Source organism: Microbacterium daqui (genome assembly GCF_050408675.1).
GTDB lineage: Bacteria > Actinomycetota > Actinomycetes > Actinomycetales > Microbacteriaceae > Microbacterium.
On record NZ_JBNTKF010000006.1, the window covers coordinates 15,488 to 30,437 of the forward strand.

Genomic DNA, 14,950 nt, shown 5'->3' on the forward strand with positions numbered 1-14,950 from the left:
CGAGCCCGAATCAGTCCCGGTGTCCATTCCGCTCGTCGTGCTCGACGTGCGCGAGGACGGCACGCTCGCCGTCACCATCGACGGCAAGCCGCTGGCCCCGGAGCCGTTCGCACCGCCGTGGCGGCGATCCTCGTTCGGGCAGATCATCGACCGCGCCACTAACGACCGGACGACAGCGGTGCGGGTCGAGGTCCGCGAGGCGGACGGCACGAGCTTCACCGACATCATCGCTCCCCGCCGCCGTCGAGCAACCCAGTCGAAGCCCGAGGCCGAGAAGCCAGCACCGCTTCCAGTGTTCCTCGTTGTCGAGGGCGACGGCTTCGTGCCGGGTGAGGATGTGGCCGTCGGTGTCATCACCGGGCACACCGAGGCCGCCGGGACCGGCGCCGCTCGCGCCCTCATCGACCCCGCACAGCTCAGCGCGGACGCCTCGGGTGGAGTCGTTGAGGTGCTGCTGTTCGGGCGCGTCTCGGGCACGGTCGTCGTCCAGCGGGTGGCGCGATGAACGGTCAGGGCCGGCAGACGGGCTCCTTTGGAGACGAGCTGACCAACGCGGCCATGATCGGGCTGGTCGTGCTGTTCGGCGTCGCTCTTATGCTTCGTGGCGCCGGGTCGGTTGCGGCATGGATCACGGGCACGAGCCAGCCGACCGGCGGTCCTGCCTCCGGCGTCGGGGTGCTGTTCGATCCCGGCGATCCCGCCAGTGCGCTCGGCGCGCCCGGTCTGAGTCCGGTCGTCTACTGGATCGTCGCGAGCCTGCTGCTTACCGGCCTCGTCAGCGGCGGGGTCTGGGCCTGGTCGCGGCTGCGCCGGCACATGCACCGGATCGAGCAGGACCCGCGTCGGATTGCCGGTATCGCTGCTCGCTCGGAGGTCAACGCTGCCGCTTCTGAGAAGGCGCTGCTGCGCCGGGCGGGGAGCCTCCGGCCCGGTCTGGACAGTCCGCGTCCGCAGGACGTGGGCTACCGGCTGGGTGTCTCCAAGGGCGCGGGCGTGTGGGCGAGTGTGGAGGACTCGATCATGGTCATCGGCCCGCCCCGAAGCGGCAAAGGCCTGCACCTGGTGATACCCGCGATCCTCGACGCTCCCGGCGCAGTCGTGGCCACGAGCACCCGGCCGGACAACCTGACCGCGACGATGCGCGCCCGGCGTCGGATCGGCCCGGTCGCGATCTTCGACCCCCAACACTTGGCGGAGGGTCTACCTGCGGGGATGCGGTGGTCACCGATCCGTGGATGCGAGTCGCCGCAGACGGCGATGATCCGCGCCACCGGGCTCGCCGCCGGCACCGGACTGTCCGCCGGCGGAGTCGATGGTGGCGGGTTCTGGGAGGGCAAGACCCGCGCCGCCCTGCAATCGCTGCTGCACGCAGCGGCGATCGACAACCGGCCGCCGGCCGAACTGTTCCGCTGGACCCTCGACCCCACCGCGGCCGCCGATGCCGTAGCGATCCTGACCAGTTCCCCTCTGGCGGCGACCGGGTGGGCGGAATCGTTAGAGGCAATGATCGACTCCGACCCGCGCACCCGCGACTCCATCTGGCAGGGCGTCTCCCTGGCTCTCGGCTCGCTGGCCGACCCGCGGGTGCTCGATGCCGTCTCACCCGGCCCCGGCGAGGGCTTCGACCCCGAGCAGTTCATCCAGAACAAAGGCACCCTGTTCCTGCTGGCTACCGGCTCAGGGGCCGGCGCATCCGCAGCGCTGGTGGCCGCGCTCGTGGAAGACCTCATCGAAACCGCCCGCCGGCTCTCCGCCCGCTCACCCGGCGCCCGACTCGATCCGCCCTTGCTGCTGGCGCTGGATGAGATAGCTAACCTCAGCCCGTTGCCGTCGCTTCCAACGCTGATGGCGGAAGGGGGCGGGTCAGGCATCACGGCGATGCCGGTGCTGCAAAGCCTCGCCCAGGCCAGGGACAAGTGGAACGAGCACCAGGCTGGCGCGATCTGGGACGCCTCGATCGTCAAGGTGATCCTCGGCGGCGCATCCAACAGTCGCGACCTGCAAGACCTGTCCGCGCTCGTCGGGGAACGCGACGAGTACACCGACTCCGTGACCCTCGGCGATCACGGCACCCGCTCCAACCAGAGGTCCGTCAGGCGGGTGCCGATCTTCCCGCCCGACCGTATCCGCCGGCTCCCGTTCGGAACCGGGATCGTGCTGCTGCGCTCCGCACCACCGATCGTCACCGACCTGCACCCCTGGCCCAAGCGCCCCGACGCCACCCAGTTCACCGCCGACCGCGCCGAGATTGAGGCTCTGCTGCGCCGCACTGACTGAACACGCGCCAGTCGCCTCGCGGCTCACCTCGCTGCCACAGCGAGCCGCGATGACCGCTCGCGTGAGCAGACAGGAGCACAGCATGTCCGACGCCACCGATGACGTGACCGCGAGCAACGTTCCCGACCCGGACCTGGACGAGACGGATGAGGGCTACGACGACCCGCTGATCGCTGAGCCCCCGCACCCGATCAACTGGAACCTGCTGAACGCCGACGACGCCGAGGTCGAGTGGCTGGAGCTCAACCGCTGGGTGGACTGGCTCAGGCACACCTACGGGCTTCCCGCCTCTGTCATCCCGCCGGCCTGGTACACGCACCCCGAGCTGCTGTGGGAACTCTCCGCGTTGCATCTGCACTGGCTCTGCGCCTACGACCCCGAGCAGAACGGCAGCGCACCGCTGGGATGGCACCGCGACTTCGCCGACGCCCGCCAGCGGCTCCGCGAATGGGTCGCCGCGTCCGGCACGAAGCTCGACCACGACCGGCCGACCAGGCAGACCGTCTGGCCCGGCGAAGAACCCGCCGAACCGATCGAGGACATCCCGATCATCGACCGCGACGCCGAGTTCGTGGAGTTCGTCATGGCCGACCTCGCCGCCCGCCGCGAGGCCGAGGAAGCGTTCTACCACGACCTCGACCCCGACACCGGAGAAGTGTCATGAGCGACAGCGGAACACTCGTGGTGTCACCCCTGATGCACAGCCGCGAGGTCGCAGCGTACTTGAAGGTCTCGGAGTCCACGCTGTCACGGTGGCGCTCGGCCGGGACCGGACCGCCGTTCCTGCGCCTCGGCGGGATCGCCCGGTACCGGCTCGATGCGGTGGATCGCTGGCTGGCCGAGCTGGAACACGACCATGCCGCGGAGAGCTGAGCCCCAGCCGACCGCTGCGCCCAAGCCGGTGCCGCCGATCGGGGTGAAGCTGTCCACCGACATGGAGCGTCGCTCCTACGGCATCCGCGCCCGAGCCCGGTGGACCGACCCGACCACCAAGCGCCGTGTCATCCGGTCGGAGATCGTGCCCGACGAGGCAGCCGCGCACACCTTCTTCGACCAGCTCCGCAACTCATCGACCAAGGGCATGGACGTGTCGATGACGCTGCTGGAGTTCGTCACCTCCATCGGCGACCGGTGGGCGCGAGGCCTGGACCCGACCTCCACCGGCGAGACCTACGGCTACGGGCTGAAACTGCGGGTGCTGCCCGCGCTCGGACACCTGCCCGTCACCCAGATCACCGCCGGCATCATCGAGCGCACCATCGACGAGTGGGAACAGCGCCACGGTGCCTCGACCATCAAGAACACCATCGCACCGCTGGTCCGCGTACTCGATGAAGCGGTCCGGGACGGGCTGATCCAGATCAACCCCGCCAAGAACCGCGCCAAGCGGAGCCTGAACCGCAACGCCTTCCGCGGCCAGTCCGCCGAACACGCCTCCCCGCGGGCGCACGCGATCCCCGACATGAAGACCCTCAACCGCCTCGCGCGCGCATGTGGGAAGGTGCATCAGTCCTACAGCGACTTCGTGATGCTCGCCGCGCTGCTGGCCGCACGGTCCTCGGAGGTATCCGGATTGCAGGTCGGGGACGTGGACTTCGGTAAGAACCTCGTCGTGATCCGCAGGCAGGTCTTCCCCGGCAAGGGCGGCCTGGTGACCAAGCCGACCAAGAGCCGCAAAGAGCGCCGGGTGCCGATCCTCGAACCGCTCCGTCCTGTCCTGGATCGTCTCACCGAGGGCAAGCAGCCGGAAGACTCGTTACTCGTTGGACCGAAGGGCGGCTACCTCACCACCGCGACCGTCCGCGACGCCACCGACTGGGACAGCATCGTCGCGGGGCTCGGACTGCCCGACCTCACCCGCCACGGCTTGCGCCACACCGGGGCGACCTGGATGGCCGACGCCGGCATCCCGCTGCACGTGCTGCAAGACATCCTCGGGCACGCCTCGATGGAAACCACCCGCGGCTACCTGCACCCCGACGACCGGCACCTCGCCTCGGCAGCCGAGCAGGCCAACGCCTTCCTTTCCGCCGCTGGACAGCGCACGCAGGCCCGGCGCAGCAGCCCCTCGGCCAGGGGCCTGTGATGTGCGCCCGCGACAGCGCGAGTGGCCGCGCAATCGTTCTGGTCCCCTTTTGGTCCCCTTATCCACAGGGGAGCGGGCCGAGGCGGTCCGGCTGTCCACAGGCGACCGTCCGGCGCCGCTCCAGGGGGACCAGAGGGGGACCACGGAAAACGACCCCTGGACATGATGAAGCCCAGGCGAGAAACCTACTCTCACCTGGGCTTTTACGTCGGGCTGACAGGATTTGAACCTGCGACCCCCTGACCCCCAGTCAGGTGCGCTACCAAGCTGCGCCACAGCCCGTGGCATGGATTTTCAGTTGTTCGGGCCGACCGGAGCGGGGTAAACCCCTTAACCCCCAGTCAAGTGCGCTACCAAGCTGCGCCACAGCCCGTTATTTGGTTATCGCTGCCGCGAAGGCAACTCCCCTATCTTACCCACGAAAAACGGGTGTTTCGAACCACCCTGGCGCCGTGTCGGTGGCCCGATGTACCGTCGCCGCATGTCAACCGTCACGATTAATCCGGCGACCCCAGACCGCTTCGCCGACGCACAACACGCCCTCTCTGGTCGTAGCGACGGCAAAAGCTGCCAGTGCCAGTGGTGGACGCTCACGAACACCGAGTTCAACAATTCCTCGGCCGACCAGCGCAAAGACTATCTCGAAGCTGAGATCACGGCCGGCCCACCACCCGCACTCATCGCCTACATCGATGACTCCCCCTCCGGCTGGGTGCGCGTCGGCCCACGCACGAGGCAGGCGAGAATCGCCCGCACCAAAATGATCACCGGCTCGTCAAAAGAATCTTTCGACGACGAGTCCGTGTGGGCAATTACCTGCTTTGTGGTGCGCCGCGAGCACCGTGGTTCCGGAACCACGAGAGCACTTCTCGACGCCGCCGTCACGTATGCGAAAGAGCACGGAGCACGCGTCATCGAAGGCTACCCCGTCGACACATCGGCCGGTAAGACATCGAACAACGACCTGTTTCTCGGTGCGCTCTCCACGTTCGTCGACGCAGGCTTTGACGTCGTGGATCACCCAAAACCCACGCGGGCGGTGGTCGCGCTCACGGTGTAGCGGCGCGCATCCCCGAACCCCGCAACGGCAAACCCTACGATAGGTCTACCCGACTCGAAGGAGTGTCGCCGTGCCCACCATCGCGCCCGCACGAACCCGCGTGCTCTGGCTTACGTTCGTGCCATACGTGATTCTGTCGATCGCGCACGTTGTCGCGCTGTTCACGCAGAACATGGCACTCGCCGCTCCCACCAAACTCGGGCTCATGCCTCTGCTCGCAATCGCGGTCGTGCTGAACTCCCGACGCATCACCCGAACGGCGCCCATCGCGATCCTGCTGTTCGCGATCTTCTTCTCGTGGCTAGGTGACGGTGCCGGAACTTTCGTGCCGTTCTTGCCGGCAGTTCCGATGATGCTCGTCTTCTTCGGCATCGCCCACCTGGCCTATATTCTGCTGTTCACGCGCCACGTCGCGCTCCGGCGTCTACCCAAGGCCGCAGTCGTGTACATCCTGTGGTGGGGCGCCATGGTCGCAGTCATCGGCCCGCACACCGGCGGACTCCTCATCGCGGTCGCGATCTACGGCATTGTCCTCGGCCTCACCGCGGCAACGGCAACCCGCGGCAACCTCATCGTGCTGCTCGGTGGCGTGTTCTTCCTGGTCTCCGACACGATCCTTGCGTTCCAGCTGTTCATGTCGGAGATTGTCGGCGACTGGACGAGCCCCGCCGTCATGCTCACGTACACTCTCGGACAGGGCCTCATTGCATTCGGAGTGCTCGCACACGTCAGAAAGCAGGCAGATGTCGGTACGAGTCGATAGTTGGCTCTGGGCCGTCCGCGTCTACAAAACGCGCTCAGCCGCAACAACCGCCTGCCGTGCCGGCCACGTTCGAGTCAACGGCGAAAAGGCCAAGGCCGCACAAGCGGTGAAACCCGGCGATGAACTGCGAGTGCGCATCGCGGGCTTTGACCGCATCCTCGTCGTGAAAGAACTCCTCACGAAGCGCGTCGGCGCACCAATCGCCGCGGCCGCGATGGAAGACCGCACGCCTGCTCCCCCACCCCGCGAACACATGGCCATGCACGCTGTGCGCGACCGCGGGGCCGGACGCCCCACGAAGCGCGAACGCCGCGACATCGACAAACTCCGCGGCCGCGACGAGTTCACGCCGTACGAGTAGCCGGGTACGAGTAAGCCCTACGCGCCGGTCAGCCAGCGTGCGCCGTGCGTTACCGCACCGAGCGCATCAACACGCGACCGCAAATCACGGTCACTCGTCACGACGTGCACGACGGCACCGGGCCGCTCAGCCTCACGAGTGACAACGGCAACAATCTCGTCATCGCCGGAGCCCGAAGCGCGCTCTACGACAACGCCAGAAACATCCGGCGCGGCCTTCGCTTCGCCCTCCAGCACGGCAACAACGCGCGGAAACCACACAGCCCCCGGCAGCTCCAGCTCAGCAGCCGCAACGCCACCAGAAGCGACATCAGCAAACGACGACAAAACCTTGCCGGCAGCGCCAGCCCGGTCTTTCCACCACCCGTTGGGCGTCGAGCCCATCACGTTTGCGACGTCAACAACGATCACCGGTCGCACCGTCATCGCGTCGCGCAGTATCGGCCACGACGCCGCAAACCCCGGGTGCAGGGTCAGATCAGTCACGCCAGCCGCGGGCACCCACTCCAGTGCCAGGCTCTCCGGGTCAGTAATCGCCGGCTCAAAGGGTGTCTCTACAACGGCAACGAGCGTTGTGTACGACCAAATCTCAATGTCGTAGACGGCTGTGAACAGGGGGCGAACGGAACCATCCGGCACGCCCGCTTCTTCCTGCGATTCGCGCATGGCACCGTCGACGGCTGTCTCACCCTGGTGCATCGCACCACCGGGAATCCCCCACGTGCCACCAAAGTGGCTCCACCCAACGCGTTGCTGCAACAGCACACCGCGTGCATCATCCACCGCCAGCAGACCGGCGGCTCCGAAGCGACCCCAGTATTTGGTTCCGTCTTCCGTCACGACCCACGCGTCCCCAGGATCCCGCGGCCCCTGCGGGCGACGCGGTTCACCAGGTGCCGGCTCGACGATACTCACCTATCCAGATTGTCACACCATGTCGGCACCGCGGCGAAATGTGCCACATCGCGACACACGACACGCCAAACACAGATGCCCCGAGGCGGAACCATGGGCTCACCTCGGGGCATCAGTACGTTCAGAAATTAGCGCTGACGACGCTCACGCACACGCATGTTCACGTTGATCGGAGTACCTTCGAAGCCCCAAACCTCGCGCAGACGGCGCGTGATGAAGCGGCGGTAACCCGGGTCAAGGAAGCCGGTCGTGAACAACACGAACGTCGGCGGACGCGTCGCGGCCTGCGTACCGAACAGGATGCGCGGCTGCTTGCCACCACGAAGCGGGTGCGGGTGCTCGGCAACAAGCTCGGTGATGAAGGCGTTGAACTTGCCGGTCGGGATACGGGTATCCCACGACTCGAGTGCCTGCTCAAGCGCCGGCACCAGCTTGTCGAGGTGACGACCGGTACGGGCCGAGATGTTGACGCGCGGCGCCCACGCAACGTGCGCGAGGTCTTGCTCGATCTCACGCTCGAGGTACTTGCGGCGGTCATCGTCGAGGAGGTCCCACTTGTTGTAGGCGAGCACGAGCGAGCGGCCCGACTCCAGCACCAGGTCGATGATGTTCAGGTCTTGCACGCTGATGGGCTGCGTCACGTCGAGAACGACAACCGCAACCTCACTCTTTTCGAGCGCGGCCGACGTACGCAGTGACGCGTAGAAGTCAGCACCCTGCTGCAGGTGAACGCGGCGGCGAATACCGGCCGTGTCAACCAGGGTCCACATCTTGCCACCGAGCTCAACGATCTCGTCGACCGGGTCGCGCGTGGTTCCGGCGAGCTCGTTGACGACAACGCGCTCCTCACCCGCAGCCTTGTTCAGCAGCGACGACTTACCGACGTTGGGGCGCCCGAGAATCGCAACGCGGCGCGGGCCGCCGATTTCGTGCTTCGCAACTGCCGAAACCTCGGGCAGCTTCTTCATGACCATGTCGAGCAGGTCTGCAACTCCACGACCGTGAATAGCCGAAACCGGGTACGGCTCACCGAGACCCAGGTTCCACAGCGCCGCAGCTTCAGGCTCCTGACGGGCGTCATCGATCTTGTTGGCAACGAGGAAGACAGGCTTCTTCGTCTTGCGCAGCAGCTTCACGACGTGCTCGTCCGTTGCCGTCGCGCCAACCTTGGCGTCAACGACGAACAGCACCGCGTCGCTCAGGTCGATAGCGACCTCAGCCTGCGCGGCGACCGAAGCGTCGATGCCCTTGGCGTCGGGCTCCCAACCACCGGTGTCGACGAGCGAGAAGCGGCGGTCGTTCCACTCAGCCTTGTACGTGACGCGGTCGCGGGTGACACCGGGGGTGTCTTCCACGACAGCCTCGCGGCGACCGAGAATACGGTTCACGAGGGCAGACTTGCCGACGTTCGGACGACCGACGATCGCGAGCACGGGAAGTGCCGGCGAGTAGGTGATGCCGTCTTCGCCAACGACGACACCGGCGAGCAGCTCGGCGTCTTCGTCATCGAGTTCGTACTCGTTGAGGCTGTCGCGCAGCGCCGCGGCGCGGATGTCAGCGAGTTCGTCGTCTACTCCGGCCAGACGCTCCAGAAGCTTGTCTTGGTCGTCGTATTCGTCATCTTCATGCATGGGATTCTCCTGTCGCACGATCGATCTCCGCGAGGACCGCAGCAATCGTCTGCTCAAAATTAAGATCCGTCGAATCTACGACGGTGACGCCCTCGGCCGCTTCAAGAAAGTCAACCACTTGGGAGTCTGCCGCGTCACGCTTGTGCATGGCGGCGGCAACCGCAGAAGCGTCGTGTCCGGTCAGTTCGGCACTGCGCCTAGCAGCACGAACCTCGGGCGCTGCGGTGAGCAGCAGTCGAACAGGAGCCTCCGGTGCGACAACGGTTGTGATGTCGCGACCTTCAATAATGACAGCTTCCCGGCCGCTTTGCGAAACCAGCTCGTGGAAGGTGCTGTTCAAGAACTGCCGAACCGCCGGCACACGGGCCACACCAGACACTGCGTCAGACACGCGCGGTTCACGAATCTCTGCCGTGACATCGCGCTCCCCCACGAGCACTCGGCGCTCATCGGGGTCCATGCCGAGACGCAGTTCGAAGTCACCGATCGTGTCGAGCACGGCCGTCGAGTCTGACGTATCGGCGTCGTGGTTCAGCACGTGCCAGGCCAGCGCGCGGTAGGCAGCCCCCGTGTCGAGGTAGCCGTAGCCACGGCGACGAGCAACCTCTTTTGAGACGCTCGACTTGCCGGAGCCGGCGGGCCCATCAATGGCGACGATGAAGGTTTCGGGCATGGGGGTGTCCTCCTGGGGCACAGCCGTTGTCGGGTCAGTCATTCATGCTCGCAATCTGCCAGCCGCGCGCCTGCAGATCTTCGCGCGCTCGACCCACGATGGACGGAACCACGCTGATCTCGGCAAGACCGAACTGTGCGCCGGGCGAGTGCTCCAAGCGCAGGTCTTCCACGTTGATGTTGAGTTCACCGAGGTCGCCGAACAAGCGTCCAAGCTGACCAGACGTGTCATCAACCATGACAACGACCTTCTCAAACTGGCGGAACTGACCATGCTTACCCGGCAGGCGAGAAACGCCTTCGTTGCCGCGGGCAATCGTCTCGGCCACGGTGCGCCGGGCGCCGGGTGCTTCGGGAGAACGAAGTGCATCAGAAACCTGAGCCAAGTCGGCGGCGAGCGCATCGAGCACCTCAGCCACTGGTTCCGCGTTCGCCCCCAGAATCTGCACCCAGAGTTCCGGAGCAGAAGCCGCAATGCGCGTCGTGTCACGCACGCCCTGGCCGGCGAGGCGCAGCAGCCCTTCGTCGACGTCTGCGAAGCGGCTCGCGAGGAGCGACGCCACGAGCTGCGGCACGTGCGAAACGAGGGCGACCGAGCGGTCGTGCTCCTCCGGCGACATCTCAACCGGCATCGCCTCAAGCTCGAGCGCGAGCATTTCAACGAGGGCGAGATCGTTTGCCGGCGTCTCTTCGTCGCGGCACACGACCCACGGGCGACCGACGAAGATGTCGGCGCGCGCAGAAATAGCGCCGCCACGCTCGCGACCGGCGAGCGGGTGCGAGCCAATGTAGTGCGTCAGGTCAACCCCGCGCTCGCGCAGCACCATCAGCGGCTGCAGCTTCACGCTGGCGACGTCGGTCACGACGGCGTTCGGGAAGGCGGCAAGTTCGGCCTGGATCACGTCGGCCGTGACGTCGGGCGGAACCGCGACGACGATGAGTACGGGGGCATCGTCCGGTGCAGCCTCGCGTCCGGCGCCGTAGTCGATAGCCAAGCGCAACTGAGCCGGTGACGTGTCGGTCAAGACGACATCGATACCCTTGCGGCGCAAGCCGTGACCAATGCTGGCACCGAGCAATCCGGCGCCAACGATGCGAACGGTTCCGTTCAGTCGTGCAGCAACGCTACGAGCACCTGCAGTATCGGTCACTTCTCTCCCAAACCGGGCGTCTTATCCTGCGCAGCACGCGACAGCGTGAGCAGTTCGCCGCGTTCCACTTTAGTGAGTTCGCGGGAGCGACCGACGGGCAATGTTCCCAAATGAAGCGGCCCAAACTGGCGACGAACCAGGTCACGCACCGGGTGACCAACCGCGGCCATCATGCGACGCACGATGCGGTTCTTGCCCGAGTGCAGGGTGAGTTCAACGAGGCTCGTGTTGCCCGACGTGTCGAGCAAGCGTGCCTTGTCAGCCTTGATTGGGCCGTCTTCGAGCTCGATGCCCTTCGTGAGCTTCGCGATCGTCTGCGGCAAAACCTTGCCCTCAACGCGTGCGATGTAGACCTTTGTAACACCAAACTTGGGGTGCGCGAGCACGTGAGCGAGCTCGCCGTCGTTCGTGAGAATCAGCAGGCCCGAGGTCTCTGCGTCGAGACGGCCAACGTTGTAGAGGCGCTCCTCGTACTCGTCGGTGAATTCGCGGAGGTCGGGGCGGCCCTGCTCATCTTTCATCGTGCTGACAATGCCGGTGGGCTTGTTCAGCATGACGTAGCGCTTGGAGACGTCAAGCTGCACGGCGGTGCCGTCAACGTCGACGAGGTCGACATCGGGGTCGATGCGGCGGCCGAGTTCGTAAACGATTTCGCCGTTCACGCGAATGCGGCCCTGCACGATCATGTCTTCAACGACGCGGCGCGAGGCGACGCCGGCGTGGGCGAGCACCTTCTGCAGGCGCACGCCTTCGGGTTCTTGGTTTGTATTGTCAATCATTGCGGCAATGATTCCCATCAGTGCGAGAGGTGGATTATTAGCGAATCAATGAGTCGTCGAAGCCGTCGGCGCCGTCATCGAGAAGCGGGGAAATCGGCGGCAGCTCGTCAAGCGAATTGATGCCGAGGTTTTGAAGCAAGAGATCTGTTGTGCCGTAGTTAATGGCGCCGGTCTCCGAATCTTGGAACAGCTCAGTGATGAGACCGCGCCCCAACAGGGTTCGAACGACCGAGTCCACGTTAACGGCACGAATCGAGGCTACCTGGCTGCGGGTGACAGGTTGCTTATAGGCGATGACCGCGAGGGTCTCCATTGCGGCCTGTGACAGCTTCGACGGCGCCTGCGCGTTGACGTATTCGGCCACCAGATTGTCGAGGTTTTCGCGCACGTACAGACGCCAGCCGCCGCCCACTTCACGCAATTCGAAGCCACGCTGGGGGCCGGAACCATTGCCGTCGTAGTCGTCGACAAGTGCGGCAATGACGCGGCGCACCGCAGCGACGGGTGCGCTGACGGCCGTTGCCAGTGCCACGATGCTCTGCGGCTCTTCAACGATCAGCAGAATGGCTTCGAGGCGTCGACCCAATTCTTCATCGGTCAGCTGTACCGGCGTCTCGTCGATGTCGGTCACGATCTCAGCGGTCATAGTCGGCTCCGAGGGTTGCGAGGGTGTCTTCTGACCAGTGGTCGGCCGTCCACCTCAGCGTGAGTTCGCCGAGCGGCTCGAGCTGTTCGAACGAAATGGCGGCGTGACGGTAGAGCTCGAGAATCGACAGAAACCGCGCCACGATAATGCCGGGCCCGTTAACGCCCACAATGAGCTCTCTAAACGTCAACTGCTCTGATGTGCGCAGCATCGACACCACGATCGCGGCCTGCTCACGAATGCTGATGAGCGGCGCGTGCAGGTGGTCAAGGCCAACGGTCGGAATCGCCTTCGGCGTGAACGCGAGGAGTGCGAGCGCAGCAAAGTCGTCGGCGGTGTGCGTCCACACCAGCTCAGGAACGCGGGCGCGGTACTTCTCATCGAGCCGTACGCTGCGCACCATGCGCCGCGCTTCGCGATCGGTATTGGTGTGGAACCACACCGACACCTCTTTGAAGGCGCGGTACTGCAGCAGGCGAGCAAACAGCAGGTCACGGGCTTCCAGAAGCGCGACCGATTCGGCGTCGACAAGTTCGCCCTGCGGCAAGAGCCCGGCGATCTTCATGTCGAGCAGCGTGACTGCGACGACGAGAAACTCGCTCGCTTCATCCATTTCGTCAGCGTGCTCTGCGGCGCGCAAGTACACCAAGAACTCGTCGGTGACCGCGCTCAGCGACACCTCGGTGATGTCCAGCTCATGCTTGGAAATCAGCGTCAGCAGCAGGTCAAACGGACCATCAAAGTTCGACAGCGAAACCCGGAACCCCGACTCAGCACCCGCCGTTTCGGGCGTCACTGATGGTTCCGCTGCGCCGTCTATACCCTCAGCCGCGGCGACCGGTGCGTCACTCGCAGCCTCTGAGAGGCTCGCGTCAGGCGACGGCACCACGAGAGACCAACTCTCGCGCAAGTCGCAGGTATGCCTGGGCGGCGGCGTGCTCCGGAGCAAATTCCGTAATCGGCATACCGGCAACCGACGCGTCCGGGAACTTCACGGTGCGGCCGATCACGGTCTCCAGTACGTCATCGCCGAAGGCCTCGACAACGCGCTCCAGCACCTCGCGCGAGTGCAACGTGCGGGGGTCGTACATCGTCGCGAGCACGCCGTCGAGCTGAATCGCCGGGTTCAGACGGTCGCGCACCTTGTCGATGGTTTCGATGAGGAGAGCGACACCGCGCAGGGCAAAGAACTCGCACTCCAGCGGGATCAGCACGCCGTGGCTCGCCGTCAACGCGTTCACGGTGAGCAGGCCCAGCGACGGCTGGCAGTCGATCAGAATGACGTCATAGTCGTCAGCGACCTGACGCAGCACGCGGGCCAGAATCGTCTCGCGAGCGACCTCGTTGACGAGGTGAACCTCGGCGGCCGACAGGTCAATGTTCGCGGGCAGGACGTCGAGCCCCTCAACGCCGGAGTGCTGAATGACCTCACGCGTGTCGCGCTTCGGGTCGAGCAGCAGATCGTAGATGGTGGCACCATCGTGCGTCTGAATGCCGAGACCGGCAGAAAGCGCGCCCTGCGGGTCAAAGTCGACGGCGAGCACGCGACGACCGTACTCGGCGAGAGACGCAGCCAGGTTGATCGTGGTGGTCGTCTTGCCGACGCCACCCTTCTGGTTGCACAGCGCAATGATGCGCGCGGGGCCGTGACTATCGAGCTTCGCAGGAACCTCAAAACCGTTGTACGGACGACCTGTTGGTCCGATGGGCGTATCGTCGACCTTTGCGCCGCGTGTGCCCTTATTTTCCGCCACGGATGAACCTGCTTTCGTACTCGCTCACGAAATTGTATCGATAGCCGAGGGTCATGGGCGTTTCGGCATGCGGAACCACGCAGATTACTGCGCAGAAGGGCCAGTTTTAGAAGGCTGACACCGCAGCGGGCACGCGCGCGGCCTCGATAAAGCCGCGGAACAGTGACTGCTGCATCATGACCTCAGGGTGCCACTGCACGCCGACCACGAACCTCTCCCCCTCAGCCTCCATCGCGTGCAGCACGCCGTCGGCGCTGAAGGCGGTCCCCACGAAACCGGGGTGTGACTTGACGGACTGGTGGTGGTAGCAGGCTACGGTCAGCTTTTCAGGTGCCAGGTCGCTCAGTTTGTGACCCGGCTCAACGTGAACGGTCACCGAACTGAACCCGTTGGCATTGCCGGTGTACTCGCCACCCGTGTGCACTTCGGTGCCGGTGACATCGGGCAGGTGTTGCACAAGTTTTCCGCCACGTGAAACCGCAAGCAACTGCATGCCCCGGCAGACGCCGAGAACCGGCAGTCCGCGCTCGTCGGCCTGGGCAATGTAGATCAGTTCGCTCTCGTCACGGTCGTCGTACCAGGTCGTGACGTGACGGTCGGGCTCTTCGCCGTACCGCGCTGGGTTGACGTCAGCGCCACCCGCAATAACGATGCCGTCCAGTCGCGCGGCAATAACGGCGGCGCGTTGCACGGAATCAACCGGCGGCAACAGTACGGCCGCGCCGCCCGCCGCTTCAATGGCCCGGGCATATTCCGCCGGCAGTACGTCAGCAATGCTGTCTTCGCCACCACGCCACTGCGCGTCTTGACGGTAGGTCGTAATGCCGATGAGGGGAATCGTGGGGGCGTCAATCAC

The 14,950-nt window shown here is 65.3% G+C and carries 17 protein-coding genes and 2 tRNA genes; 8 read left to right on the top strand and 11 right to left on the bottom strand.

Features of this window, described 5'->3' with window-relative positions; translation table 11 throughout:
- The first annotated feature begins 19 nt into the window (after positions 1 to 19).
- The 5 genes from ACQUSY_RS05375 to ACQUSY_RS05395 all read left to right on the top strand — a co-directional run bounded on the left by ACQUSY_RS05375 (position 20) and on the right by ACQUSY_RS05395 (position 4,363).
- On the top strand, positions 20 to 505 hold the full coding sequence (locus ACQUSY_RS05375; RefSeq protein WP_428903482.1) for a hypothetical protein: 486 nt from the start codon (positions 20 to 22) through the stop codon (positions 503 to 505).
- The gene (locus ACQUSY_RS05380) at positions 502 to 2,277 is read left to right on the top strand and encodes a type IV secretory system conjugative DNA transfer family protein (RefSeq protein WP_428903483.1); all 1,776 of its coding nucleotides are present in this window, start codon (positions 502 to 504) and stop codon (positions 2,275 to 2,277) included. Before ACQUSY_RS05375 ends, ACQUSY_RS05380 begins: the two co-directional genes overlap by 4 nt.
- An 82-nt stretch (positions 2,278 to 2,359) precedes the next feature.
- Positions 2,360 to 2,941, top strand: coding sequence for a hypothetical protein (locus ACQUSY_RS05385; protein WP_428903484.1), 582 nt, complete (start codon positions 2,360 to 2,362; stop codon positions 2,939 to 2,941).
- Complete coding sequence (locus ACQUSY_RS05390) at positions 2,938 to 3,150, top strand: helix-turn-helix transcriptional regulator (RefSeq protein WP_428903485.1); 213 nt, start codon at positions 2,938 to 2,940, stop codon at positions 3,148 to 3,150. The genes ACQUSY_RS05385 and ACQUSY_RS05390 overlap by 4 nt, the downstream gene beginning before the upstream one ends.
- A 43-nt stretch (positions 3,151 to 3,193) precedes the next feature.
- Positions 3,194 to 4,363: a tyrosine-type recombinase/integrase gene (locus ACQUSY_RS05395; protein WP_428903486.1), complete on the top strand. Its 1,170-nt coding sequence runs from the start codon at positions 3,194 to 3,196 to the stop codon at positions 4,361 to 4,363.
- Positions 4,364 to 4,571: 208 nt separating this feature from the next.
- Here ACQUSY_RS05395 and ACQUSY_RS05400 read toward each other — a convergent pair.
- Together ACQUSY_RS05400 and ACQUSY_RS05405 are read right to left on the bottom strand one after the other, a co-directional pair.
- Positions 4,572 to 4,645 (bottom strand) — tRNA-Pro (locus ACQUSY_RS05400).
- Positions 4,646 to 4,665: 20 nt separating this feature from the next.
- Positions 4,666 to 4,736 (bottom strand) — tRNA-Pro (locus tag ACQUSY_RS05405).
- A 108-nt stretch (positions 4,737 to 4,844) separates the two neighbouring features.
- On the opposite strand from ACQUSY_RS05405, the gene ACQUSY_RS05410 reads away from it, so the two are divergent.
- The 3 genes from ACQUSY_RS05410 (at position 4,845) to ACQUSY_RS05420 (ending at position 6,547) form a co-directional block, all read left to right on the top strand.
- Positions 4,845 to 5,423 carry a GNAT family N-acetyltransferase gene (locus ACQUSY_RS05410; protein WP_428903487.1) on the top strand — a complete coding sequence of 193 codons (579 nt, stop codon included), beginning with the start codon at positions 4,845 to 4,847 and terminating at the stop codon, positions 5,421 to 5,423.
- A 70-nt stretch (positions 5,424 to 5,493) separates the two neighbouring features.
- Positions 5,494 to 6,186 carry a lysoplasmalogenase gene (locus ACQUSY_RS05415; protein ID WP_428903488.1) on the top strand — a complete coding sequence of 231 codons (693 nt, stop codon included), beginning with the start codon at positions 5,494 to 5,496 and terminating at the stop codon, positions 6,184 to 6,186.
- Positions 6,167 to 6,547: an RNA-binding S4 domain-containing protein gene (locus tag ACQUSY_RS05420; RefSeq protein ID WP_428903489.1), complete on the top strand. Its 381-nt coding sequence runs from the start codon at positions 6,167 to 6,169 to the stop codon at positions 6,545 to 6,547. The genes ACQUSY_RS05415 and ACQUSY_RS05420 overlap by 20 nt, the downstream gene beginning before the upstream one ends.
- A 17-nt stretch (positions 6,548 to 6,564) precedes the next feature.
- On the opposite strand, the gene ACQUSY_RS05425 is transcribed toward ACQUSY_RS05420, so the two are convergent.
- The 9 genes from ACQUSY_RS05425 to ACQUSY_RS05465 all read right to left on the bottom strand — a co-directional run bounded on the left by ACQUSY_RS05425 (position 6,565) and on the right by ACQUSY_RS05465 (position 14,950).
- Positions 6,565 to 7,461, bottom strand: coding sequence for an NUDIX domain-containing protein (locus tag ACQUSY_RS05425; protein ID WP_428903490.1), 897 nt, complete (start codon positions 7,459 to 7,461; stop codon positions 6,565 to 6,567).
- Positions 7,462 to 7,589: 128 nt separating this feature from the next.
- Complete coding sequence (der, locus tag ACQUSY_RS05430) at positions 7,590 to 9,092, bottom strand: ribosome biogenesis GTPase Der (RefSeq protein ID WP_428903491.1); 1,503 nt, start codon at positions 9,090 to 9,092, stop codon at positions 7,590 to 7,592.
- Positions 9,085 to 9,765 carry a (d)CMP kinase gene (gene cmk / locus ACQUSY_RS05435; RefSeq protein ID WP_428903492.1) on the bottom strand — a complete coding sequence of 227 codons (681 nt, stop codon included), beginning with the start codon at positions 9,763 to 9,765 and terminating at the stop codon, positions 9,085 to 9,087. The genes der and cmk overlap by 8 nt, the downstream gene beginning before the upstream one ends.
- 34 nt (positions 9,766 to 9,799) lie before the next feature.
- The gene (locus ACQUSY_RS05440; protein ID WP_428903493.1) at positions 9,800 to 10,915 is read right to left on the bottom strand and encodes a prephenate dehydrogenase; all 1,116 of its coding nucleotides are present in this window, start codon (positions 10,913 to 10,915) and stop codon (positions 9,800 to 9,802) included.
- Positions 10,912 to 11,694 carry a pseudouridine synthase gene (locus ACQUSY_RS05445; RefSeq protein ID WP_428903494.1) on the bottom strand — a complete coding sequence of 261 codons (783 nt, stop codon included), beginning with the start codon at positions 11,692 to 11,694 and terminating at the stop codon, positions 10,912 to 10,914. The genes ACQUSY_RS05440 and ACQUSY_RS05445 overlap by 4 nt, the downstream gene beginning before the upstream one ends.
- 37 nt (positions 11,695 to 11,731) lie before the next feature.
- Complete coding sequence (gene scpB / locus ACQUSY_RS05450; protein WP_428903495.1) at positions 11,732 to 12,340, bottom strand: SMC-Scp complex subunit ScpB; 609 nt, start codon at positions 12,338 to 12,340, stop codon at positions 11,732 to 11,734.
- Complete coding sequence (locus tag ACQUSY_RS05455; RefSeq protein ID WP_428903496.1) at positions 12,330 to 13,229, bottom strand: segregation and condensation protein A; 900 nt, start codon at positions 13,227 to 13,229, stop codon at positions 12,330 to 12,332. The genes scpB and ACQUSY_RS05455 overlap by 11 nt, the downstream gene beginning before the upstream one ends.
- Complete coding sequence (locus tag ACQUSY_RS05460; protein ID WP_428903497.1) at positions 13,213 to 14,094, bottom strand: ParA family protein; 882 nt, start codon at positions 14,092 to 14,094, stop codon at positions 13,213 to 13,215. Before ACQUSY_RS05460 ends, ACQUSY_RS05455 begins: the two co-directional genes overlap by 17 nt.
- Before the next feature lie 106 nt (positions 14,095 to 14,200).
- Positions 14,201 to 14,950: a gamma-glutamyl-gamma-aminobutyrate hydrolase family protein gene (locus tag ACQUSY_RS05465; RefSeq protein ID WP_428903498.1), complete on the bottom strand. Its 750-nt coding sequence runs from the start codon at positions 14,948 to 14,950 to the stop codon at positions 14,201 to 14,203.